This window comes from Thalassoglobus sp. (assembly GCF_048270125.1).
GTDB lineage: Bacteria > Planctomycetota > Planctomycetia > Planctomycetales > Planctomycetaceae > Thalassoglobus.
Map to the genome: position 1 here is coordinate 49,101 of NZ_JBLWTN010000021.1, position 22,177 is coordinate 71,277.

Consider the following 22,177-nt stretch of genomic DNA (forward strand, 5'->3'; position numbering starts at 1 on the left):
ATCTCAGACTCTTTTTCATAAAACAAATCCTCCTCGTGAGGTTGATATAATTATGATCCACTACACGTGCGATCTGTGCGGATGTCCAATTAGTTCAGAACGGTACGAAGCCAAAATTGAAGTGGCTCCTGTACACGATCCGGATGACATTTCCTCAGATGACTTAACAGCTGACCATTTGCAACTCATTGCAGATGAAATTGAAGCGATGGAATCAACCGGAGAATTCGAGCTGGAAGAGACTGGCGCCAAAAAATTGAATCTCGATTTCTGCGGAACTTGCGCGCAACGATTTCTCAGATCACCGCTGAACCTTTCTCCTGGTCATCGAGTAAAATTCAGCAACAATTAAGAATCTTGCAAGAGTCATGCCCGGTCATTCCCATGCTCTCAGAATATGCCCTGTCGCTTAGATGTTGTGAGAGCTGATGTGAACGCTCACGTCACGATCGAAAATCGATGCCACTTTCAGAAGTGACGATTTCGTGATCAATACGATGTGAGTGATTAAAAATCTCCTCGGGTGTCGACTCTCGAGGAGAGAGGTTCAGTTTTCTCACCTCAATTTCACGCCCAGAGCTTCACATTCGGTCTCGTGCCAAGCAGTCTACGAACCTGTGAAAGCAAGCTTCACAGTCACCAAAGGCTATTAATTCCCCTGAATCTGATAGGATGAACAATCTTACATCGTTGACTTCTTCTGACTGGTTTCAATCATGGCGTTGCGCGACTTAGTCAATCAGGAATTGATACAGCTCACTCAATCGGGATCTGTTCCAGCGACTCTCTCAGCGACCGATTCATCCGGAATTGTCATCACGCTGGAAGTCACAGCGATTGACTCCATGAGCGTAGAACTGATGGAACTCTCACTCTTTGTTCCACAACTACAAAATGCAGCCTTTGATGTTCTGAAACAGTGGTCAATCGATCTCAGTCAGCGGATCACATACCTTTTGGAGAACATCGGGCCACTTGAATTCGACCCGAATGCCGGACAGGTTCTCATCCGGTCTTCTCCTCCGGGGCAACTTCCTCACGGAACTCAATTCTACGAAATCATGCTTTCTTCCTCAGGAAACGGGACATTCACTCTCCGTCGATACAAATCCATCCAAGGAACACCGGGGCGCGATCAAGTCGAAATGCAAATGACGATTGAAGTCCTGCTAAGACTCATTGACGACCTCGTCGACACGATTCCTTAGGCTACTCCCCCCGCAAATCTATTTGTCCCGCCGTCTACTTGTTCCGTAGTCGTTTATTGGCCCGGTTAACGACTGTGTCACTGCTCCGTCTGTGTTCAAATCGTGAATTTCGCTTTCGCCGAATCCACGATTTAAACACATGTTTGTCAGCGAGATCATTGTGGCCCGATGCCTCTGATTTGAAACGTGCCGATCCAGTTCCGACAAGAGACTGGATCATTTCCAGCAAGGCATGCTAAATTTGACGGCCATCGACCTTATTCAAAATTGGATCATGCTCATGTTGCGTCTGTTTTTCGTTTCATCTTTGTGTTGCTTACTGATCTCAGCGACCGGGGCGGCTGAGGAGAAAATACTCGAACGCGTTTCCCCATCCGCAGTCGGCATGGATGAAGCTCGACTGGAACGAATTGATCGCGTGGTAGCGGATGGCCTGCGTCGTGAAAACATGCCGGGATGTGTCGTACTGGTGGGGCACAAAGGGAAAGTTGTCTTTGAAAAAGCGTACGGTTTCCGGCAACTGAAACCGCAACGAGTCCCTATGACACTCGATACAGTTTTTGATCTGGCCTCGCTGACGAAACCGGTTTCAACCGCGACGAGCATCATGATGCTCATCGAACAGGGCAAAATTGATGTCAATGCCCCCGCATCAAAGTACCTTCCCGAGTTCACATCGCACGGAAAAGACCAGATCACAATCAAGCAACTTCTGACACACCAGGGTGGCTTGATTCCCGACAACTCGATCAAGGACTATCAAGATGGAAGAAAGGTCGCGTTTCAAAAAATTCACGATCTTTCTCTTCGTGCTGCCCCGGGTGAAAAGTTCATGTACACCGACGTCGGCTTTATTGTTCTAGGAGAAATCATCGAGCGGCTCAGCGGACAAACTCAGGACGAATTCACTCGCAAGAACATCTTTGGCCCGCTTGGAATGATGGAAACGGGATACACTCCAGCTGAACCACTCAAGGAACGGTCTGCCGTAACTCAAGAACGCAATGAGACGTGGATGCAAGGCGAAGTACATGACCCGAGAGCCTATGCAATGGATGGAATCGCAGGGCATGCCGGGTTGTTCTCAACTGCACAGGATCTTGCTCGTTACGCTCAAATGGTCTTAAACGGCGGGACACTTGCAGGGACGCGAATTTTGAAAGCAGAAACTGTCAAGGAAATGACGCAGCCGATCGAAGTCTCCAGTGGAATTCGTTCACTCGGCTGGGATAAGCAGACAGGTTACTCATCAAATAAAGGCGACCTGCTCAGTGATCAGGCAATTGGTCACGGTGGCTTTACCGGGACTGCATTGTGGATCGACCCTGGTCAGGACCTGTTTGTCATCTTTCTGAGCAACCGCGTTCATCCTGATGGAAATGGATCAGTCAATTCGCTCGCTGGACGAATTGCCACGATTGCAGCCGCTGCGATTGATTAATCAGAACTCCCTCTGCTTCCGAGCTGCGTGCCACCCAGAAAATTCGACTTCGCAATTTCTCTCCCGCCAAGTGGTCGAAGTCTGCCCGACCACTCGGCGAAAAATCTGCCAGTGAATTAAGTGAACAATTCGCGAATCGGGACACCGCCGTCGGTTGCGGGAATGGGACGAGCGCTGGCATAGAGCTCTTCGTGAGGGTTCGCTCCGAGTGAGGCGAGAATGGTAGCAAACAGGTCTGGAACCGAAACCGGTCGATCAACGATATTCATCCCGAGTTCATCCGTTGTCCCGATCGCTTGTCCGGTTTTCAGTCCCCCTCCGCCGAGCATTACAGTGAACGTTTTCGCATAGTGTCCACGTCCTCCTAAACTATCGAAGCTGGATGGGCGACCAAATTCAGAAGCGATGACCAGTAGCGTTTTGTCGAGCAATTTTTTCTCTTCAAGGTCTTCGATGAGTGCAGAGAAAGCATGATCCAGACTTTGGATGAGCAAGTGCTGATATTTCTGCCCTTCGCGGTGTGTATCCCACCCTGTCCCGTTGACAAAATTCAAATTGAACGAGACTTCCACAAATCGCGTTCCACGTTCGAGGAGCCTTCTGGCAAGTAAGCATCGCTGACCGAACTCATCACCATACCGTTCACGAAGATCGGCAGGTTCATTTTCCAGGTCGAAGGTGCTCATGAATTCCGGTCCGGAAAGCCGGAAGCCCTGCTCCATCGCTGCGAGATAATTCTTGATGATCGTTTCGTCTTCATGCTTGGCAGCATACTGAGAACGCATCTTCTCCAGCATTTGCAAGCGGCGTTTCTGCCGCTCATCCGTCACTCGATCCGGACGCGTCAGCCCCTTCGGGCCGGATTTGGTTTCAGTCAGATAAATATATCCGTGCTCCGCCCCCAAAAAACCTGGTTCCCTCGCAGGCGAGGGGTTGCCCATCAGCACGTAGTTGGGAACGAGGTCGTTGATAGGACCACGCATTTTCGAAACAAGCGATCCGAGTGATGGATAGACAACTGTTCCACTTGTCGGCCGACCGGTATGCATGCGGTAGGCTGCCGCGGCGTGCTCATCGATGACATCATGATGTACCGTTCTCACTGGCGCACAACGATCCATCAGCGGCGCCGTTTTAGGCATATGCTCACAGAGCTGAACTCCAGGAATTGCGGTGTCGATTGCCGGATAGGCAGAACCGGGATCTTTGAGTCCGTCCTTCGAAACACGCTTCGGATCGAAGGTGTCGACGTGGCACGATCCCCCACCGAGCCAGATCATGATGCAGTGCTCAGCTTTGCCACGAACCTCTTTTGTCGATTCATCAGCTTGCAAAGCACGAATGGAATTCGCTGCAGCTAACGCCGAAATCCCGGCAGCACTCGACTTCAGAACATCTCTTCGATTTATGAACATGCATGAATTCCCACAACAACGACCTAAGCGACTAGAGCAGTTTGCTCGACCGTGTGCCTGTGAAGATTGCATTACTCTAACGGCAATGATGTTCGCCACGAAGCAGGTCTCGCACACCAATTCGAAAACGGATCTGGCATGAGGAATCACTCATTTCAGATATTCGCAAACAGTTCCTCATCCTTTATGATTGTCAGTCGACCGTTACAGATCAAGGTCTGTCGATTTACAGTGCAGATTTCAGTTGGTTTTCAATTTTCGAAGTATCATAAACGCAACCGCCCCAAGTTCCGCCGCTAATCTGCTGTAGAAGTGCCCACAAGCGAGTCTCCGCGGAAAGGTCAGGATCGGCAGCCAAGTCATTTCTGGATTCTCTAGCTTCCAGAAGTTCAGCCCCCTTCTCTGGCGTGACTCGATTTTCCGGAGTTCCGATAAAATTGATCGTCCCGGTTAACTTTTGGCAGTCAATCTCAATTTCAATCAAGTCTCCATCTTGAAGCTTCGCGATGGGACCATTTGCTAACGCCTCCGGGCCGACATGACCGATACAGGCTCCTGTCGAAACGCCGGAAAATCTTGCGTCGGTGACGACAGCGACTTCCTTCCCCCAGGGCAGAAACTTCAAAGCGGAAGTGATTTGGTATGTCTCTTCCATCCCCGAACCCAGCGGGCCGCGACACATTAAAACCAATACGTCACCCGCCTGAACCTTACGGTCTCCGATTCCTTTCACAGCTTTGATCGCTTCTTTTTCAGAAGTAAAAACTTTCGCCGGACCAATCTTTCGGTAAACACCATCTTCATCAACGACGCTCGGATCGATGGCAGTGCTTTTGATGACGGAGCCTTCAGGAGCAATATTTCCAACGGGAAAAGTCACGGTACTCGTTAGACCTTTCTCTTTTGCTCGCGATGGTGGAAGAATCACATCGTCAGGATCAATTCCATCTTTCTCCTTAAGTAACTCTCGAAAGCGTTCTCTTCGCTCAGATGCTTTCCACCAGTCAAGGACTTCATTCAAAGACAATCCGGCGGGCGTCCTTGCGTCGAGTTTCAATAGGCCCAACTCTCGCAGATGCAGCATCACTTCAGGAACACCTCCTGCAAGAAACACGCGAACAGTCGGGTGACCGATCGGTCCATTCGGAAGGACATCCACAATTCTCGGAGTCGCTCGGTTAATTCGGTTCCAGTCTTCGACATCGGGACGCCGAATTCCCGCTTCAAATGCAACCGCAGGAATATGCAAAAGCAGATTTGTCGATCCACCAAAGGCTGCATGAACGACCATCGCATTGTGAATTGCATCTTCGGTGAGGATGTCTTGCATCGTCGTACCGTCTGCAATCATCTGCACCACTGCTTGAGCAGATCGAGTCGCTGCATCCGTCCAAACAGGTTGCCCCGACGGAGCCAAAGCAGTGTGAGGCAAACTCAAGCCCATCGCCTCCGCGACGACTTGAGACGTTGCAGCAGTCCCCAGGAATTGGCAGCCTCCCCCAGCGGACCCACACGCGCGACACCCCGCTTCGGCAGCCTCCAGAAGATCAATTTCACCATGGGCAAATCGAGCTCCGATTGTCTGAACTTTTCCAGCATCTTCGCCAACGGTCGGGGGAAGCGTGACACCTCCCGGGATGATGATGCAGGGTAAGCGATGTTGAGAGGCCAAGGCCATCATCGCTGCAGGAAGCCCTTTGTCGCATGTTGCCACACCGACAACCCCCTTACGGGTTGGCAACGAACGAATGAGACGTTTCATGACGACAGCGGCATCATTGCGATACGCCAAACTGTCCATCATCGCCGTCGTTCCCTGTGAGCGACCATCGCACGGATCAGAAACATAGGCTGCGAACGGCAGGCATTTGTTCTCATCCAACACTCTCGCAGCTTCCTGCATCAGAAGACCGACTTCCCAGTGTCCAGTGTGATACCCCAAAGCAATCGGGTGACCATCTTCAGCGCGAATTCCCCCCATCGTGCTCAATATCAAAACCTGATCTCTGAGAAGATCGTTAGGGTCCCACCCCATCCCTGCGTTTTGAGTCATCCCGAACAAGTCGCCACTTGGAGAGTTCAGAAGCATTTTTTCATCGAGAGGCAATTGTCCTTTCGGCCCCTCACCATGCGTTCTGATTTCGTAGAGATCGGACCGATTTCCTTCAAGCAGTTTTTTTGAAGACAGCGTCATTCTCTTCTTTCTCTGTTGTATGCCGGAGGCTTGATGAACGTTTGCAGAACCAGTTCGAAAACCAATGAAATCGTCGCTTTCCACAACTTTTGCGTAACCAATGCAGGTTTCGGGCTCAGTTCTCTATTTACTCTTCTGGATAAAGCACATGATGTTGAACCGACATCGTCTCTAAATCAACGATTGCCAACTGATGTGGGTTCGCACGATGCAACGCCCCCGGATTGAGAACAAGCGTGTTGCCTTCCATGTGCGATTCTGCGTGATGAGTATGCCCATAACAAACAAGATCATACTTGCCTGACGCGATTGTCTTATCGAATTTCGTACGATTATCGCTATGCAGAAATGCAATCTTTCTGCCTTGGAGTTCGATCTCACCGAACCGATCATGGCATGTCAAACCGGCATCGCGAATGGCATGTCGCAAAAGAGCTTCATCATGATCGACATTTCCAAACACAAAATGTGTTGGCCATTCCGTGAACTCATGAACAATGATCGGCGATCCAATGTCGCCACAGTGAATCACGGCTTCAACTTGATGTTCTCGAAGAATCTCGGCCGCCCTGGAAGCATTATCAAGATTACTATGCGTATCGCTAATCACGCCAATTTGCATTTTTCCAATTTCACTAAGAGTTCAAAAGAAAGAGTTTAAAAGTAGGTTCTTTGGACAATATTGATGAGCAACGAGATCACTAAGGACGCTCCCCACGGAGACTCAATCGGACTTAATAATCAGTCATTTCAACTGCTGCGGAGAGTGTTTTTTTGAATTGGTCTTCAGGTTCGGATTCGTAATGAACAGTCATTTGACTGTTGAAACGCCTCCATCAGACGCGCGCATTACAGTAACCTGCTTCGATCCGTGATTCTTCTCCAAACGATGAGGCTCCAATCTCCCGCGAAATTTCACGAGCTCAAAAAGCTGTTGACGACTGACAATTTTCGTCGGTCTCCGTATGATACCGAGATCATCCTCCAACGTCTTCTCATTCAGGATTTCTCGATGAACCTTCGTCCCGTAATCGCTGCGATCAGTTGTCTCTCTCTTTCGATATCCAGTTTGGCTTTTGCTGCCGAGAAGCCAAAGCCGTCCAAAGTTCTCTTTGTCACTCAAAGCAAAGGGTTTGTTCACGGCTCGGTCAAACGGAAAGAATCGCTGGCCCCTGCGGAAATTGCTGTCACCCAACTTGGAGAGCAGACTGGCTTGTTCGAAGTCCATTGTACGCAGGACTGTGAAGCCGATTTTACCAAAGAAAACTTACAGAACTACGACATCGTCGCCTTCTACACGAGTGGCGACTTACCGATTTCCAAAGAGAACATGGACTATTTCTTCAATGATTGGTTGAAGCAAAAAGGTCACGGCGTTCTCGGATTCCATTCTGCAGCCGACACCTTTCGAGAAGAAAAATTATACTGGGACATGATCGGCGGAACCTTCATCAGCCATCCCTGGACCGCTGGAACTCAGGTGACACTCACAAACCATGAACTCAACAATCCGCTCGTCTCTCCTTTTGGAGCCAATCACACGCAGTTGGAAGAAATTTACATGTACCGCCACTGGCAACCTGAAAAGGTGCGAGTGTTATTGAGCCTCAACTATGCAAAGAGCCCGACAAAAAATCCCGTTCCAACGGAGTTTGGGTACCATGTCCCTGTTTGCTGGATTAAAAATTACGGCGAAGGAAAAGTCTACTTCAACAATCTGGGGCACAGAGAAGAGACATGGACTCAGCAACCGTATCTTGACTCCATCGCTAATGCAGTGAAATGGATGCGTGGAGAAATTGAAATTGACGCTACACCGAATCCTGATGTCTCCGCAGCTCAAGAGAAGAAAGCTCAAGCAGATTTCGAAGCTGGCAACTTCAAAAAGAAATGATCTTAGCTCCCTTTCATCAACTGGTGTCGACCGGGTTACGACATTTCTAAACTGAAATTTGTCAGCCGCTCGACACCGGAATCTGTCACAACATAATTCTGCTCCAGCCGAATCCCGGCTCGTAAAGCTTCGGTGTAAAGACCCGGCTCGGCTGTAAAGCAGTCCCCCTCTTCGAAGCGGTCATCCCAATTTGGATTTAAGTGGGGCGCCTCGTGCGGGAACAGTCCGAACCCGTGGCCGAGATGATGGAAGAACGCATCCTCCTGAAATTCATCAAGCATCTGCTGGGCCCGCTCAAAGAGAGCTCGGCAGGAGACGCCAGGCTTCACTGTCTCTTCGACCATTTCGAGAACATTCACAATTGCTTCCCAAGCTTGATGCTGAATGTCGGTCGGTTGTCGATTGACTGCGATAGTCCTGCAGTTGTCCGCATAGTACCCACGGTATGCTGGCCCGAGATCAAGAATGTATAACTCTCCATCAGCTGCAATTCTTTGCCGCGGAGCACCGCCGGGAGAGTTGCACTGATAGTCATTCCCCAACGCGGTCAGTGGCTCTCCTGCTTCAATCACAGCAGCGGCGTGCAGCTGATTAAAGACTTCCAGTTCAGAAATTCCGGGCTGAATGATTTCCCTCGCCTTGGCATACATCGCCTCCGTACAGGAAATCGCCTTGCGGATCATCTCCAGTTCGTCGGTATCTTTTCGCCTCCGAAGCTTCCAAAGATCGACATCAAGATCTGTGAAGTTGGGATTTGAACTGCTCAAGTTACGAATCATCAAATTTCCGCCAGCGGTCCCTTCAAGGCCAACATGATGCTTTGACTCAGAGCCGACTGCCTCGAACAACACTTTCAGCGCAACCGCGAGTTGTTCCTGTCGCAATGTCGAATGCCACTGTGCTGCGAAGGTGACACATTCATCAACAGCCGCTTCTTCAGGTATTTGATTTGGTGCCGCCAGCGTACAATTCCCGTCAAGTTCCAGACATAATGCCGCCTGCATCAATCGATGGGTTCGGACACCGGTCAGGTACTGAATATTTTCCCGAGAGGTGATGATCGCCCGATCAAGAGAATGTTGTTCCAGGACTTTTTTGAGACGCAATTGTCGCTCACGACATAGTTGGGGTGAGAGCACGGGAGAATGTTCGGTCATGTTGTGATTTATGCTGAATTGACGGAATGGTTTTGCGCAATGGTTTTGATGTTGAATTGTGAGAATCCAATGGAAGCGTTGCAAGGACAGCGTACAACATCAATGAAAATGTGAAGCAATCAAACTGGTCACCGATGTCGGGGCAGTTGAAAACTGACACCCTCGAAGAGTAGCCTCACACGAGACTGAATTGGTTTGAGAAGAAGTTGCTGAATTATGGCAGTTGAGTACCACTATCGACTGAACGGAGAGATTCATGGGCCGATCGCTTTTCGTGAATTAGTGATGCATGTCCGTGAAAAAAGACTATCGACCGATGATCTCGTCAAAGCGGACTGGGATTCCCAATGGGTCCCGGCAGCAACTGTTGTCGGGTTGTTCCACATGGCGGGTCGAGACGATGTTCTGGCAATTTGGGAAGCTGAACAACGAGAAAAGCAAGCATCGATTGCCGTTGTTGAAACGAACGAAGATTCAACGGAAGCAGTCCCTCCCGAGATTGGACGATTTCCTCGAATCCCGGGCAATTTGAATCGTTCGCCAATCCTCAACAACTTAGAGGACGACCCGGACGATTTTGATCTCACTCGCGAAATCGCAAACGTTGCTGCAGAGGCATTGAGTGAGAGATCTTTCAAACCAAAGTCGCTGAGGAGAAAAATCGCAGATGCTTCTCATTCGTTCTTTTCCAACGCTGTACTCTATCGATGGTTCCGATTTGGCTCAGCGATCGTATCCGCAAATCTGGCAGGCATTTTGATCGTGAACTGGTCAATTGCGAACATGCAGCGATTTCCCAAACCGGGGCAAAGTCAAACTTTTCCCGACGAATTCCCCTTTTGGGGTGAATGCACTCCGATACTGTTCATCACACTCTTGGTTGATACCATGCTCCTGACTGGTTTTCTGGGTTACTGGGCTGCTCGAGGAGTAGAACTTATCCTCGACGATTAGCGCATGCTCAATGATGTCTCACAGAAGCAGGATGTGAACACTCATTCGAAAAATGTTATAGAGCAGGAGCAGGCTGTTGGAATTGATTCCCGTACTTGACCTGATGAGGCATCAAGTTGTTCGTGGTATCGCTGGAAACCGAAAGGAGTATCAGGCGAATGAGAGTTGCCTCCTTGAAGGCTCGGATGCAGTCGAAACCGCTCTCGCATTCAAAAAACATTTCAACAGCGACACCCTCTACATCGCCGACCTTGATGCATTAACCGGACATGGAAAATCAACCGCAGAGATTTCCGCGCTCAGCGAGACGGGTCTCAAACTCATCATCGACGCAGGCGTGGTTGCTCCGCAGGCCGCAGTCGATCTACTGGAATGTGGAGCGACTCAAGTCGTCGTTCCACTCGAAGCGTTGCCCAGCATGAACGCCCTGTCAATTGTTCTGAGCGAGATCGGACGAGAGCAAACAGTTTTCAGTCTGGACTTAAAGAACGGCAAACCTCTTGAAAAGAGAGACCAATCTCGACCGCCGCTTGAGATTGTCAATGAAGCGATTTCAGTCGGCGTTCAGAAAATTATTGTCCTCGACCTCGCTGGTGTGGGAACATCACAAGGCCTTTCGACCGTGGAACTCTGCCAACAAATTCGAAGTGCTTACTCAGACGTCGAAATTATCTCGGGCGGAGGCGTTCGTTCACTTTCAGATCTGACTCCGCTGACCGACTGCAACGTCAACGGAGTCCTCATTGCTTCAGCCCTGCACGATGGACACATCACCCCCGCGCAGTGGATGCAATTTCAACAACGCAAATAATGCAATCATTATCCGCACAACACGGGCAGTCTAGACCGAGGCTTATTATTGAGAAGGCTGAACGTTGAATTTATCAATCTTCCACCCCAGTTGTTGAGCCACTTTCTCAACAGATTTCCAAGCGGCGTCTTGTTCAGGACTTTCACATTTTACGGTAAGTGACTTCACCTGACTCGCTGCGATCAACAAGGCTTGTGGTTTTGTCAAAAACTGCGAAACCTGCAACAAGTACGGACCATCCCGCAGATCGTCACTCAGATTGACGAGGTCGATCTTTGAGTCCTTGGAGATAAACATCGAAGCAAACAGCAGCCAATCTGCAGCTTGGCCTCTCCCCTGGATGTGCAACGGGACTTCTTTAATTTCTTCCAGAGTGTTGATTCCTTGAACAATGTCATGGATTTGAACACTATCTTGAGTTTGACCGAGGAGCGCGAAACGTCGTTTGATTTGCGTTTGCTTCTTTTCATTTGTGTTCCATGCCGTTGGGCCAACTCCTCGCGGCGGAAGAATCACCAATGTTTCTCCGGGTCGGTGATGAGGAAGTTTCCCTTCTGTTTTTGAAGTTTGCACCTTCGAGAAGTAAGGACAATCCGGGAACTGAGTTGCAAGACGCGGGTTGATTTCTGACCAGAGTTCAGCGTCGCACACAAATACACGGACACCTTTTGACTTTGAAACATTCTTTTGATTCAGAATAAACATCGGTAACGAATAAACAGCATCTGGATGATATTCGATCACGGAAAGCGTCGCGTCATCGCTCTCCCATGACTGTGAGGGTTTCGAAGATGTGACATCCGAGCCGGGAACCTTTGGTGAGTTCAGAAAGCTTCGATACATCAGCTTTAGCATTGCTGTCGTTCGGAGAGCATCGAGCTCTTTTTGAGTTTGCGGTAACGTATCACTTGCCATAGGAACAAAGGATTCCTGAATCGAGGTGACTCGTTCATCCTTGGGCAGTTCATCAAAAACCTTGAGTTCTTCCGGAGTGAACAACGGTGTCGCTGTCACATCAATGAGTGGATTCTCATTTTTCAAGAATCGATTCATCCAGTGAAACGCGTTGACTCGCAATTCCTGAGTATCTTTGTGAGGTCCTTCAGCGATGTTCAGGCCGATATTTCCGAGAGCATTATGAAGCTCATAGATGCGGCGAGTTTTCGCATAGACATCGACTACCCCATCAAGTGGGAAGATACGGTCTTTATCTGTGTTGGAAATCAGCAGTGGGCGTGGGGCAACCAGCGAAGCCAGCATCGGGAAATCCCAGGCAAATGTGTTGACCATATACATGCAGTCGCAATGCCCTTCCACACAGCCATCAACAACATGGTTGTGCATATTCGTAATTCCAGCTACGGGAACAGCAGCCTTGATGCGATCATCAAGAGCCGCGACCCACCATGAATACGCTCCTCCACCTGACCGACCGGTGACACCAATTTTTTCTCCGTCGACCTCGGGGCGGGACTGCAAGTAGTCGAGCGAACGAATGCAGTTCCAGGCTTCGACTCCGGCTGATGTGTAACCACGATTGAGCCACCACCACATGCCGTACTTGTATGTTCCATGGTGAATCCCTTCGATCTCACCAAGCTGAATTGTATCAATCATCAGGCAAACGAAACCATTTTTCGCAAACCATGCTCCATGATGTTGATAGTGCGTTTTATTCCCGTAGCTCACTCCATCCTTTTTGACTCCTCCATGTCCACAGACATAGAGAATCGCGGGGAGCGGTCCCTCCTGCTTTTCGGGACGATAGAAATTCGCCGTCACATACAAACCTGGCATTGCTTGAAAATGCAGGTTTTCAACAATCACACCCTCTCGCGTGTGCGTGCCGGTCACGACTGGTTTCAACGGAGAACGTTCTGGCCAAGGCTTGAGACCTAACATCTCCTGAAGTTGCGCGTGACGCTCTTCCCGCTGCCTCGTCCAGTCTTCAAGCGTTTTGACATCTGCAAGAGAGTCATTTGTCACGATTGCGGTTTGAGCAGCGAAGTACTTGGCAAGAAGTTCGTCGCCAGTTGATGTGGCCGAATCTTGAGCATCGCAGGTCGTACAGATGATCAGGGAAAACGCAACAAAAGAGCCGAGAAGATGGAATTTCAACAAAGACAAAGCTGTTCTCCTGGTGTCAGAACTGGGGCGGGATCAGGGAGGGAGGGGACATTGTGTAACGAGTGGCAATTACTTTTCAACGGAGTCTTTTTCGTCTGCAGGTCGCCAAAGCCATCGCAGAGAATCAGGAAGAATTGCACCCCCGTGAATCCCATTGTGACCACCTTCACCATAGACGAACTTATGATCGTATTTTGCAAAAGCTAAAGATTTCGCCATCTGTTGATTCGCTAAAGGCCAGTTCCCATGCTGGTTGTCGAGGTCCCCGGAACCATCTTGAAGAAAGACTCGAATTGGCTTGGGTTCTGTCTTACGGATCAATGCATGGTAGACATGACCACCACGAATGTTGGTGAAACTGCCGACATGGCTTAAGACTTTGCGAAACTCATCTGGACGTTCCCAGGCAACCGTCCATGCACAAATTCCTCCTGAACTAATCCCGCAGATGGCGCGCTGTTCAGGATCTTTCGTCAGGTTGTAATTCTTGCCGACCTCGGGCAAAATTTCTTCTAGCAGGAATCGAGAATATTGATCGGAGAGAGTGTCGTATTCGAAGCTTCGATTTTGCGGTCGTGGTTGCCAACCACGTTTATTGGGGAGTTCCTCTTGCAGATAGCCCGGGTCGATGAAAATCCCGATGATCGGAGGTAACTCACCTTTGTGAATGAGATTGTCAAAGACAACAGGCACACGGAACTGCCCCTTTTCATCGAGGTAAGTGTGACCGTCTTGAAAGACCATCACTGCGGTCGGGGTGTCTGCATCGTATTGTTCAGGAACATAGACTGAATAATGACGAATCGATCCCGGGAACACTTTTGACTTCCAGACATGGTTCGTCACCGTGCCGCGCGGGACTCCTTCGTGACGCATGGAATCTTCACCGAGTTCGTACTGTTCGTCCCCAGCTAAACAAACTGTCACCATCCCCATCAATAGCAGCAAAGGCATCAATCGCAACATCGTTCATCCCGATTTAATTGAGTCTCGTTTTGACCCTGCATGTTAGTGGTGTCGCCAATGCCCTCGCAAGGACAGCAAGGGCTCATCACTGATCAAAGAGAATGAATGGTCATCCCGCCATCGATCTTTAGAACTTGTCCCGTTGCATATGGAATTTCTCCTTCAACCAGGGCGCGAACAGCTTTGCCGACATCTTCTGTTTCCCCCCACCGACGTTCAAGCGTGAGACCATTTGCGATGAGCTCGTCGTACTTCTGAGTGACCCCGGAAGTCATGTCACTCCGAATGACTCCTGGTCGGACTTCGTAGACATCAATTCCAAACTCAGCGAGTCGAGTTGCCCACAGATCCTTTGCCATTCCAAGAGCCGCTTTCGAAAGGCAGTAATCACCACGGTTCACCGAAACGAACTCCGCAGAAATCGACGAGACAAAAATCACGCTCCCGCGGACTTCTGCAGCATCTCGACTTGACTTCATTAGCTGCGCCGCAAGTTTCGTCAGAAAGAATGGCCCCTTCAAGTTGATATCAATCACCTTGTCAAATGCCTCTTCGTCCGCCTCCAGAATGTCCTTGCGCCCGGGGGACGTGATCCCTGCATTGTTGATGAGCGCATCAAGACGGCCGAACTTCTGTTGCGTTGCGTCAATCAGTTTCGTTCGATCATCCGAGCAACCAATGTTCGCTGCGCAGTAGGCAACGTCGACTTCAAGCTCTGAAAACTCTTGCAAGACATCTTGAACCTGGTCAGCAGGTCGCACTCCATTGAGCATCAGCGACCAGCCAGACTGCGCAAGTTTCCTCGCGATCCCCAACCCAATTCCTCGGGCTCCACCTGTAATCAGTGCAACTTTCGACATGAAATCTCAACTTCCCAATTCTCAGTTTGCACTGAGCTCGTGAACCATTTGAACGAGAGCTTTGACATGGTCGGGATTCATATCTGGCTGGACACCGTGACCAAGATTAAAGATATGACCAGGATGACCAGCATTGGCATCGAGCACAGCTTTAGTACGACTTTCGAGCACATCCAAATTTGCGTAAAGCGAAATCGGATCAAGATTCCCCTGAATCGCTCGCTCGTTGCCAATAATCTTGCGAGCCTCTGCCAAGTCGATCCGCCAGTCGATTCCAATCACGTCACCGCCAGCTTCGACCTGGTCCGGAATCAAAGCAGGATTGCCAGTCAAAAAGTTGATCAATGGAGTCTCATCCTGAACTGCTTCAATCAACTTCTTTGTGTAAGGCTGAACGTATCGTCGATAGTCAGCGGGAGAGAGACAACCGGCCCAACTGTCGAAAATTTGCACCGCTTGAACACCCGCGTCAATTTGTGCGTTCAAATATTTTCCGAGCGAATCGACCAGCCGATTCATCAAGGCATCCCAGGCACCTTCATCGTTGTACATGATGGTTTTCGTGCGAATGTAGTTTTTCGACCCACCACCTTCGATTGCATACGAAGCAAGTGTAAACGGAGCTCCGGCAAATCCCAGTAGTGGAATATCGCTCGGCAGGTCGTTGCGGATAAGCTTGATCGCATCGAAAACATAGCTGAGAATTTCAACGTCATCGACCGCCTTGACTCGATCTATTTCACTTGCTGCCATCAGCGGATTGTGAATGACCGGACCTTCGCCTTTGACGTACTCAAGATCAAACCCCATCGGTTGCAAAATCGGTAGCAGATCCGCAAACAGAATCGCAGCGTCGACTCCTAAAACTTCGCGTGCGGTCAGTGTCACCTCCGCAGCCAGTTCCGGAGTTTTACAGAGATCAATGAAAGTTGTCTTACTGCGAACTGCCATATATTCAGGCAGGTAACGCCCGGCCTGTCGCATGATCCAAACTGGTGTACAATCGGTTGGCTCGCAACGAGCCGCTTTCATGAATCGACTATTATAAAGTTCTGGAGTCATCATCTCTTCGACTTCTATTCAAAAGTGTGGTCACGTCGCAGTTCGGTTCACTCACCGAGAGGAATTCTATTTGTCTCTACGGAGATCATAACAATCAAACGTAAATTGTCAGCGAGGATCTGCATTTACAAATTGATCCAGATCATTTTCGATGCTGCCCCTGCCCGCGAAAATCACTTTCGTGGCTTCAGAGACTATCTGTCACGAGAGAGAACGCCTGTATCATTTCGGGGAAAGATCAAGAAACACGGCACTCTGACAATTCACTTAGTCCCCGCGTTTCCCACGACATGGCGAGATTGTCTCTGCGGCAGTTCTTTGGCTTCATGAGTCCGTTTTCGTGGATGTGGGAGATCGAATTTCCTCAGGAAGTGCGGTCGATCCTCTCGCCCCCCACGTGTGTAATCATTCCAGATCGCATGGGCAACAACTTCCTCGGAACGTTGCTGCACCTGAACGAGAAAGTTGAACATCCGCTCCGCCAGTCGTGTAAGTGGAATCCCATGTGACTGCCCTTCGCGAGCATAAAGCCAGTCGGAGAGTTTAAGAAATTCGACGAACGGAGAATTCGCATCGCTCCAGATCAGTTCGCGAGATTCCAAAAAGTTCCCGCTGTTGCCAATCAAATCCCAGAATTTCGCAAACCGACGCATCCGTTGAAGATCCTCGAACGGAACAAGTTTCGTGCTGAGAATTTCATAAGGTGCGGACTGGCTGTAGATCATCTCCCAGTCTTCATCATGACGCGTGATCGGCGTCCCGCGCAACCGTTTGAGGATTCCGACTTGAATCTCTTGAGGATTCAGTTTGAGCAGCCGGTCAAAACCGGTTCCAAAGCTTTCAACAGTCTCTCCCGGAAGTCCGACAATCAGGTCGGCATGAATGTGGACGCCGGTTTCTTTCCGCAGGAACTGAAAATTCTCAGCCAGCTTTTCGTTGTCCTGTTTCCGACTGATCAAGTCTCCAACGTCGTCGTTAAATGTTTGAACACCAATCTCGAATTGCAATGCTCCCGGCGGAAAGCGGGAAATCATTTCTCGCAGCGAATCAGGAAGCCGGTCTGGAATCATTTCGAAGTGAAGAAAAAGATCAGGGCGATACCGATCCAGAAAGAATTGCAAAATCGCCTTGCTGACTCGCATGTTCAGATTAAACGTACGATCCACAAACTTGAACTGCTTCGCACCACCATCGAGAAGGAGTTGCATCTCCCCGAGAAATTCGTCGACATCAAATTGACGAACGGGGATCTCCAAAGCAGACAGGCAAAACTCACATGTGAACGGGCAACCGCGCGAGGCTTCCACATAGATCACACGATTCTTGATGTCCTCTTCCGTATACAAATGATACGGCATCTTCACTTCAGAAAGTGCCGGAATCCCACCGGGGATGATTTTTTCAAGCGGAGGAGATTTCGCCAGCAGCTTTCGACAAAGTTCGGGCAACGCAAGGTCAGCTTCACCAGTGACCAGATAGTCCGCCATCTGCACAATCTGTTGTTGTTCGCTTTCGTAGCTGACCTCTGGTCCACCGATCACAACTGTGATGTCAGGTCGCAATTTTTTGAGATCTGCGACCAACTTCGTTGCTGGTTCAATGTTCCAAATGTAGACGCCGACTCCAACGATCTTCGGATTTTGCGAGATGATCGATTCTAGAACGTCCGCGAGATTCTCATTGATGCCAAACTCCAGCATCGCCGTCGATTCCGCCAACGGCCCCATATTCGCTATAAGGTAACGCAGCCCAAAGGAACTGTGCCAATAGCGAGCATTCAATGTTGTCAGGACAATATCAGGCATGAAGTACCGAAGAGGAATGGAGACCTAGAGCATTTTCAAAATAGAACTGGTCCTGAAACTTGAAATTGCTCTCTCAAACGTTGAGGAAAGCGACGATTCCAGAGGTTTTCGGACTGGTTCTAAAATAGTTGTGCGTGATGAATCGCGTGGCAGTGAGCGATTCATCGGATGATAAGCACTCTTCACAGCCACAAGAACCACAAATGTTTTCTAGTGCAGATCCAATTTTGGTCATTACGTTCTGCCTCGTGGCAAGCAGTCTATGAAGTTACGAAAGTGAGTTTCACGGGCACGTCCAACGTTGAAAATGCTCTCGTTGAGTTGTCATTGTAATCGGGAATGAAACGCCGGACACTTCAAGTCTCCGAAGATTTGGACGAATCGATAAAATGTTTGGACCGAACGAATCAACGCTGGGTTCAAACTCGGTATCGTCTCAATCATAGCAAATCACGCTAACCAATTACGTTTTCGGACAGGCCTGAAATTCTGATGATCTATTTCTACGCAACAATTTTGCTGATCGCGAATTTACTCGCCTGGTCTGCAACGATCTTTATGGCTCCGGGGAACTGGATCATGGTCGCATTGGCAGTCACCTATGCCTGGTTCCTTCCCGAGACGGAAACCCCACATCTGAGTTGGACGATCGTCGGTGTCAGTTTCATTCTGGCAATTGTCGGAGAAATCGTCGAGTTCTCAGCTGGCGCTGCGGGTGCGGCCAAGCAAGGAGGCTCAAAACGTGGAGCGATCTTCTCAATCGTGGGGACTATTGTCGGAAGTATCGCCGGTGCCATTCTTGGGCTTCCCATTCCAGTGATGGGAAGTGCCATCGCAGGAATTGCAGGAGGAGCGATTGGTGCCTTCGTGGGAGCCTATCTGGGCGAACAAGACCGCTTCCATGGTGAGCGAATCGCAATTGGAAAAGGAGCAATGATAGGCCGATTGATCGGCACCGTCGGCAAGATGGTCGTCGGCGCGATCATTCTTTTTCTGATTACTCTCGACAGCTTTGTAGATTTCTAGCGCAGCTTTCGAATTGGCTGGCATGTTCTGCCTCGTGGCGAACAGCATTTTTTACTGGAGAAATGCGTTCTTCGCGGGCACACGGTAGGACAAACTGCTCTCATCAATCGGAATAACGGACTTGGCTCCAGTCTTTTGCAAGGTCCACCAATATTTTGAGTTTCGATTCGCAGTCTGCTGTTGCGACGATGCCGGGTAATCTCAGCATTGATGCGCGATCGTCCATCCAGGTTTCATCGAAGTGAACAGCTTCACCATTGTGAACCCACACACTGTTCCCACCCAGCATACGAGCAATTTGCATCGAGACGGGGTAGTCGTAGATATTCGGGCTGTGAATGAGTGAGCCTCCGAAATCACCAGTCGCCAGGAGTGGGTAGATACTGCCCGGCGTGTCGTCCGGAGCAAATCCTTCAAGTCCCGCGTCGGTAACTTTTTGAGCATTCACCGGGTCGTTGGCTTGAAATCCGATCAAGTAGATCTTCTTCGAATTGGGACGAGTCGCGATATCGATTGGCGGCATGTTCTGCAAACATTCCAATGCCGTGACCGAGGTGTCATCCGGCCCGCACTTGAGTGTTTCGTCGTAAGCTAAAGTCCAGGTTCCGGTTGGACCAGCTTCCGGACAGAAGACCAGGGAGAACAACACTTCACTTCGATTTCGTAAGTGAATCATCACGGAATAGCCGTCTCCAGTCCGGTCACGGAACTGCTTTGTCCCATCGATCGGATCGAGAGCGATCGTCAACTCCGCCTGCTCGTTAAAGACGTCGAGGTCTCCGTTCTCTTCTTCCGCTTCCAACCGGCATTCACGCAAAATGGGAGACCTGTCACGCAGCCCGGAGACGACAAGTTCCTGAACAGTCAGATCAGCAAGAGTCAGTGCGTCGGTGTTGGCATTCCCTGATGACTTGCCTTCAAGTGCGATGTTGAACGTTCTTAGTTTCTTCGCGATTGCCCCAGACCAACGTACGAGGTCAGGAGTATCATTCATAAGTGCAGCGATTACACTCTCGACGGACAATGACATCAGCTATCTCTCCAAATATTCTATCACTCGATCTGCGACATCAATTTGAGTCGCTTGAGCAAACGCTCTCCACCCCGGAACAGCGTTCACCTCAATCACATAACAACGTCCCGCAAGATCGTACAACAAATCGACACCAGCGAAACACGCATGGACGGTTCTCGCTGCAGAAAGTGCAAGATGAGCTTCTTCATCTGTTACCAGATGAGTCGCAGCACTCCCATTTCGAGCAATATTCGTCCGAAAGTCACTCAGGTTTGTGCGCTTCATGGCACCGAGAATCTGGCCATTGAGCATCATCACCCGCACGTCATATCCTTCGTGGTGAATAAATTCTTGAATGTAAAGAACGTTGTTGAGACGTTCGAGGGTACGAAATGAACGAAACGCCAGATCCGGATCGGAAAGACGGAAGATCCCTCGCCCTTCTGCACCAAAGATCGGCTTTACGACGACATCGCCGCCGAGAGTCTGAAATGCCCCCATCGCTTGATCGGTTGTTTCACAAACAATCGTACGTGGAACAGGAATTTGAGCCGCCGCCAGACGTGAAGTCGTTAGAAACTTATCGACTGCACATTCAATCGCACGAGGATGATTAAGAACCGTTTTCCCAGCCTGATGCAGTTGCAACAGCACATCCATGCGGTACACAACCTGCTCGAGCGAGCCCGGCGGCATCGTCCGCACAATGATGGCATCAGTCTCGAACAGCGAGTGGTCGTCGCCAGAGATGTCAGTTGACGTCCCGTCCACTGAACTCGTTAGAGTTCGAAAGTCAACCCGTTGACACGCATGCCCACGTCGTACGGAGGCACGTGAAAGTTCATCGACATACCAACTCCCCTCGTTCCCAAGAACAGAGATTTTCACGTGCCACTCGATTTCATGTTGGGGGAGGTTTCCGGATCTGAGTCGGGCTCCATCGGTTCCATTGGCTTCTCAGTTGTCGGGCTGGTAGCTTCTTCGTCGGTCGTATCGTTCTCAGAAACGTTCTCAACCGGAACCAACTCTGCCTCCTCAAGTTGAGGACGCGCAACCTGCACATGTACCAGAAAGCTCGAAGGGAAAAATGGTGTCTCAGGAAGTTCGCTCCGTTCTTTGATCCAAAACTCTTTGGTTCCGACAGGAACAAGAAAGTAGAGATCCCCTTCCGAATTCTCGTGGACGCAAGGATACATCGCATTTCCAACGCTGGCGTAACAAATTCGTCCTAAACCTTTTACGAATGAGTTGTAGACGACCGCGTTTCGATAGTTCGGCAGAGTGCTGTTTTTCTCTCCTTCAGGAGCAGCGGCCCAGTCTTTGGAGAGTGAAATCAAGCCTGCTTTCAACTCATCGAGGCGTGCATCTTCCAGAGTATCTAGATGATTTTGATAATACTGATCGACAGCCTCTAGTTGCAGAATCGGGACTTTCACCAAATCAGCCTCGCTGCCCGGACGAAGAGAAATTTCCAACCCTTTTGAACCGGCACTGAATTGCAAGTTGACAAGATTGCTTCGAACGGCGCTCGGTCTTTTGCGGACTTCGTCCACGATTTGCGAAAAAACGTTCTGATCGATGCTGAAGTCAGTCCCCTTGATTTCAAGACGAATGCTTTGATTCGGATTCAGACGCTCCCCCTCAAGGAGCCCTTCATATGAGGGTTGTGAACTCATGTAGAACCAGAATCCAACGATGACAAAAACACTTCCAAACAGAATTGGAGGAATCAACCCGCTAAGACTGGCTCGCTTTTTTTTCCGGCGCCGAATGTATTTCGAGGTCACCGGATCATCGGTCACCGGGACAACGGGAAGTTGACCGAGAGTTTGTGGATCTTTAGGGGCATTGAAATCGGGAAAAGCAGTCGTCTCGGCAGGAGGCTCAACCGCCCCCTCAGGAGGTCCCGCTAAACCTGGATCAGCTTGCCCTTGAAGCGGATCTGCTGCCGGAAGTTGCACTGGATTTGCGTCCGCAGGCGGATTGATCGAGACGTCTGTACCAGATTCAGCTGAAGCTCCGGATTGAGAGGCCGGAGAAGGAATTGTTGGAACCCTGAGACGTGTTTCACACTTCGGACAGCGACCAATCTTCCCAGAGGCATCGTCGCCAACCCGAACAGTCGCAGTACAGTAAGGACAATGAAATTCAATAGCCATAAGTTTTTTTCACAAATGCTTTAACGAAACCTGATCAAGTGATCGCACCTCCCAAGTCTTGCTGAACTTGTAGAAGTACATGA

Annotated in this window: 19 protein-coding genes; 7 read left to right on the forward strand and 12 right to left on the reverse strand. The window is 49.8% G+C overall.

Annotated features, from left to right (window positions below; translation table 11 throughout):
* The first annotated feature begins 52 nt into the window (after positions 1-52).
* From ACN0YR_RS18945 to ACN0YR_RS18955, 3 genes are all read left to right on the forward strand, one after another.
* Positions 53-352: a hypothetical protein gene (locus ACN0YR_RS18945; RefSeq protein WP_417850780.1), complete on the forward strand. Its 300-nt coding sequence runs from the start codon at positions 53-55 to the stop codon at positions 350-352.
* 364 nt (positions 353-716) lie between these two features.
* Positions 717-1,208, forward strand: coding sequence for a hypothetical protein (locus ACN0YR_RS18950; protein WP_417850781.1), 492 nt, complete (start codon positions 717-719; stop codon positions 1,206-1,208).
* Positions 1,209-1,488: 280 nt separating this feature from the next.
* Positions 1,489-2,649, forward strand: a complete 1,161-nt coding sequence (locus tag ACN0YR_RS18955; RefSeq protein ID WP_417850782.1) for a serine hydrolase domain-containing protein — start codon at positions 1,489-1,491, stop codon at positions 2,647-2,649.
* Positions 2,650-2,765: 116 nt separating this feature from the next.
* Here ACN0YR_RS18955 and ACN0YR_RS18960 read toward each other — a convergent pair whose 3' ends face one another.
* From ACN0YR_RS18960 to ACN0YR_RS18970, 3 genes are all read right to left on the reverse strand, one after another.
* On the reverse strand, positions 2,766-4,064 hold the full coding sequence (locus ACN0YR_RS18960) for a DUF1501 domain-containing protein (RefSeq protein ID WP_417850783.1): 1,299 nt from the start codon (positions 4,062-4,064) through the stop codon (positions 2,766-2,768).
* A 226-nt stretch (positions 4,065-4,290) separates the two neighbouring features.
* Positions 4,291-6,252, reverse strand: a complete 1,962-nt coding sequence (locus ACN0YR_RS18965) for a YjhG/YagF family D-xylonate dehydratase (RefSeq protein ID WP_417850821.1) — start codon at positions 6,250-6,252, stop codon at positions 4,291-4,293.
* A 133-nt stretch (positions 6,253-6,385) separates the two neighbouring features.
* A complete protein-coding gene (locus ACN0YR_RS18970; protein WP_417850784.1) occupies positions 6,386-6,880 on the reverse strand; it encodes a YfcE family phosphodiesterase in 495 nt (164 codons plus the stop codon).
* A 390-nt stretch (positions 6,881-7,270) separates the two neighbouring features.
* Between ACN0YR_RS18970 and ACN0YR_RS18975 the strand changes: the two genes are divergently transcribed.
* The gene (locus tag ACN0YR_RS18975; protein ID WP_417850785.1) at positions 7,271-8,152 is read left to right on the forward strand and encodes a ThuA domain-containing protein; all 882 of its coding nucleotides are present in this window, start codon (positions 7,271-7,273) and stop codon (positions 8,150-8,152) included.
* Between the two features lie 35 nt (positions 8,153-8,187).
* On the opposite strand, the gene ACN0YR_RS18980 is transcribed toward ACN0YR_RS18975, so the two are convergent.
* Positions 8,188-9,309, reverse strand: a complete 1,122-nt coding sequence (locus ACN0YR_RS18980) for a M24 family metallopeptidase (protein ID WP_417850786.1) — start codon at positions 9,307-9,309, stop codon at positions 8,188-8,190.
* A 216-nt stretch (positions 9,310-9,525) separates the two neighbouring features.
* Between ACN0YR_RS18980 and ACN0YR_RS18985 the strand changes: the two genes are divergently transcribed.
* Together ACN0YR_RS18985 and ACN0YR_RS18990 are read left to right on the forward strand one after the other, a co-directional pair.
* Positions 9,526-10,263, forward strand: coding sequence for a DUF4339 domain-containing protein (locus tag ACN0YR_RS18985; protein ID WP_417850787.1), 738 nt, complete (start codon positions 9,526-9,528; stop codon positions 10,261-10,263).
* A 76-nt stretch (positions 10,264-10,339) separates the two neighbouring features.
* Positions 10,340-11,074, forward strand: coding sequence for a HisA/HisF-related TIM barrel protein (locus ACN0YR_RS18990; protein ID WP_417850788.1), 735 nt, complete (start codon positions 10,340-10,342; stop codon positions 11,072-11,074).
* Between the two features lie 45 nt (positions 11,075-11,119).
* Here the strand turns inward: ACN0YR_RS18990 and ACN0YR_RS18995 are convergent, their stop codons facing one another.
* The 5 genes from ACN0YR_RS18995 to ACN0YR_RS19015 all read right to left on the reverse strand — a co-directional run bounded on the left by ACN0YR_RS18995 (position 11,120) and on the right by ACN0YR_RS19015 (position 17,894).
* Positions 11,120-13,201 carry an alpha/beta hydrolase family protein gene (locus ACN0YR_RS18995; protein WP_417850789.1) on the reverse strand — a complete coding sequence of 694 codons (2,082 nt, stop codon included), beginning with the start codon at positions 13,199-13,201 and terminating at the stop codon, positions 11,120-11,122.
* 69 nt (positions 13,202-13,270) lie between these two features.
* Complete coding sequence (locus ACN0YR_RS19000) at positions 13,271-14,167, reverse strand: alpha/beta hydrolase (RefSeq protein WP_417850790.1); 897 nt, start codon at positions 14,165-14,167, stop codon at positions 13,271-13,273.
* 92 nt (positions 14,168-14,259) lie between these two features.
* Complete coding sequence (locus ACN0YR_RS19005; RefSeq protein ID WP_417850791.1) at positions 14,260-15,027, reverse strand: 3-ketoacyl-ACP reductase; 768 nt, start codon at positions 15,025-15,027, stop codon at positions 14,260-14,262.
* A gap of 21 nt (positions 15,028-15,048) precedes the next feature.
* Positions 15,049-16,092 carry a uroporphyrinogen decarboxylase gene (hemE, locus tag ACN0YR_RS19010; protein WP_417850792.1) on the reverse strand — a complete coding sequence of 348 codons (1,044 nt, stop codon included), beginning with the start codon at positions 16,090-16,092 and terminating at the stop codon, positions 15,049-15,051.
* A gap of 260 nt (positions 16,093-16,352) precedes the next feature.
* Positions 16,353-17,894, reverse strand: a complete 1,542-nt coding sequence (locus ACN0YR_RS19015) for a DUF4080 domain-containing protein (RefSeq protein ID WP_417850793.1) — start codon at positions 17,892-17,894, stop codon at positions 16,353-16,355.
* 492 nt (positions 17,895-18,386) lie between these two features.
* Here ACN0YR_RS19015 and ACN0YR_RS19020 point away from each other — a divergent pair, with 492 nt between their 5' ends.
* Positions 18,387-18,920 (forward strand): DUF456 domain-containing protein, encoded by a 534-nt coding sequence (locus ACN0YR_RS19020; protein ID WP_417850794.1) that lies wholly within the window; start codon positions 18,387-18,389, stop codon positions 18,918-18,920.
* A gap of 103 nt (positions 18,921-19,023) precedes the next feature.
* Here the strand turns inward: ACN0YR_RS19020 and ACN0YR_RS19025 are convergent, their stop codons facing one another.
* From ACN0YR_RS19025 to ACN0YR_RS19035, 3 genes are read right to left on the reverse strand one after another with little or no spacing between them, the layout of a single operon-like run.
* Positions 19,024-19,950, reverse strand: a complete 927-nt coding sequence (locus ACN0YR_RS19025) for an inositol monophosphatase family protein (RefSeq protein ID WP_417850795.1) — start codon at positions 19,948-19,950, stop codon at positions 19,024-19,026.
* A gap of 3 nt (positions 19,951-19,953) precedes the next feature.
* Positions 19,954-20,823 carry an ATP-grasp domain-containing protein gene (locus ACN0YR_RS19030; RefSeq protein ID WP_417850796.1) on the reverse strand — a complete coding sequence of 290 codons (870 nt, stop codon included), beginning with the start codon at positions 20,821-20,823 and terminating at the stop codon, positions 19,954-19,956.
* Positions 20,820-22,094 (reverse strand): hypothetical protein, encoded by a 1,275-nt coding sequence (locus ACN0YR_RS19035; RefSeq protein ID WP_417850797.1) that lies wholly within the window; start codon positions 22,092-22,094, stop codon positions 20,820-20,822. The genes ACN0YR_RS19030 and ACN0YR_RS19035 overlap by 4 nt, the downstream gene beginning before the upstream one ends.
* Positions 22,095-22,177: the final 83 nt, after the last annotated feature.

What these genes read in the sequence shown, in the direction of transcription:
- ACN0YR_RS18945 (WP_417850780.1), top strand. Translation starts at nt 53, where the DNA reads ATGATCCACTACACGTGCGATCTGTGCGGATGTCCAATTAGTTCAGAA.
- ACN0YR_RS18950 (WP_417850781.1), top strand. Translation starts at nt 717, where the DNA reads ATGGCGTTGCGCGACTTAGTCAATCAGGAATTGATACAGCTCACTCAA.
- ACN0YR_RS18955 (WP_417850782.1), top strand. Translation starts at nt 1,489, where the DNA reads ATGTTGCGTCTGTTTTTCGTTTCATCTTTGTGTTGCTTACTGATCTCA.
- ACN0YR_RS18960 (WP_417850783.1), bottom strand. Translation starts at nt 4,064, where the DNA reads ATGTTCATAAATCGAAGAGATGTTCTGAAGTCGAGTGCTGCCGGGATT.
- ACN0YR_RS18970 (WP_417850784.1), bottom strand. Translation starts at nt 6,880, where the DNA reads ATGCAAATTGGCGTGATTAGCGATACGCATAGTAATCTTGATAATGCT.
- ACN0YR_RS18975 (WP_417850785.1), top strand. Translation starts at nt 7,271, where the DNA reads ATGAACCTTCGTCCCGTAATCGCTGCGATCAGTTGTCTCTCTCTTTCG.
- ACN0YR_RS18980 (WP_417850786.1), bottom strand. Translation starts at nt 9,309, where the DNA reads ATGACCGAACATTCTCCCGTGCTCTCACCCCAACTATGTCGTGAGCGA.
- ACN0YR_RS18985 (WP_417850787.1), top strand. Translation starts at nt 9,526, where the DNA reads ATGGCAGTTGAGTACCACTATCGACTGAACGGAGAGATTCATGGGCCG.
- ACN0YR_RS19000 (WP_417850790.1), bottom strand. Translation starts at nt 14,167, where the DNA reads ATGTTGCGATTGATGCCTTTGCTGCTATTGATGGGGATGGTGACAGTT.
- ACN0YR_RS19005 (WP_417850791.1), bottom strand. Translation starts at nt 15,027, where the DNA reads ATGTCGAAAGTTGCACTGATTACAGGTGGAGCCCGAGGAATTGGGTTG.
- hemE (WP_417850792.1), bottom strand. Translation starts at nt 16,092, where the DNA reads ATGATGACTCCAGAACTTTATAATAGTCGATTCATGAAAGCGGCTCGT.
- ACN0YR_RS19015 (WP_417850793.1), bottom strand. Translation starts at nt 17,894, where the DNA reads ATGCCTGATATTGTCCTGACAACATTGAATGCTCGCTATTGGCACAGT.
- ACN0YR_RS19020 (WP_417850794.1), top strand. Translation starts at nt 18,387, where the DNA reads ATGATCTATTTCTACGCAACAATTTTGCTGATCGCGAATTTACTCGCC.
- ACN0YR_RS19025 (WP_417850795.1), bottom strand. Translation starts at nt 19,950, where the DNA reads ATGTCATTGTCCGTCGAGAGTGTAATCGCTGCACTTATGAATGATACT.
- ACN0YR_RS19035 (WP_417850797.1), bottom strand. Translation starts at nt 22,094, where the DNA reads ATGGCTATTGAATTTCATTGTCCTTACTGTACTGCGACTGTTCGGGTT.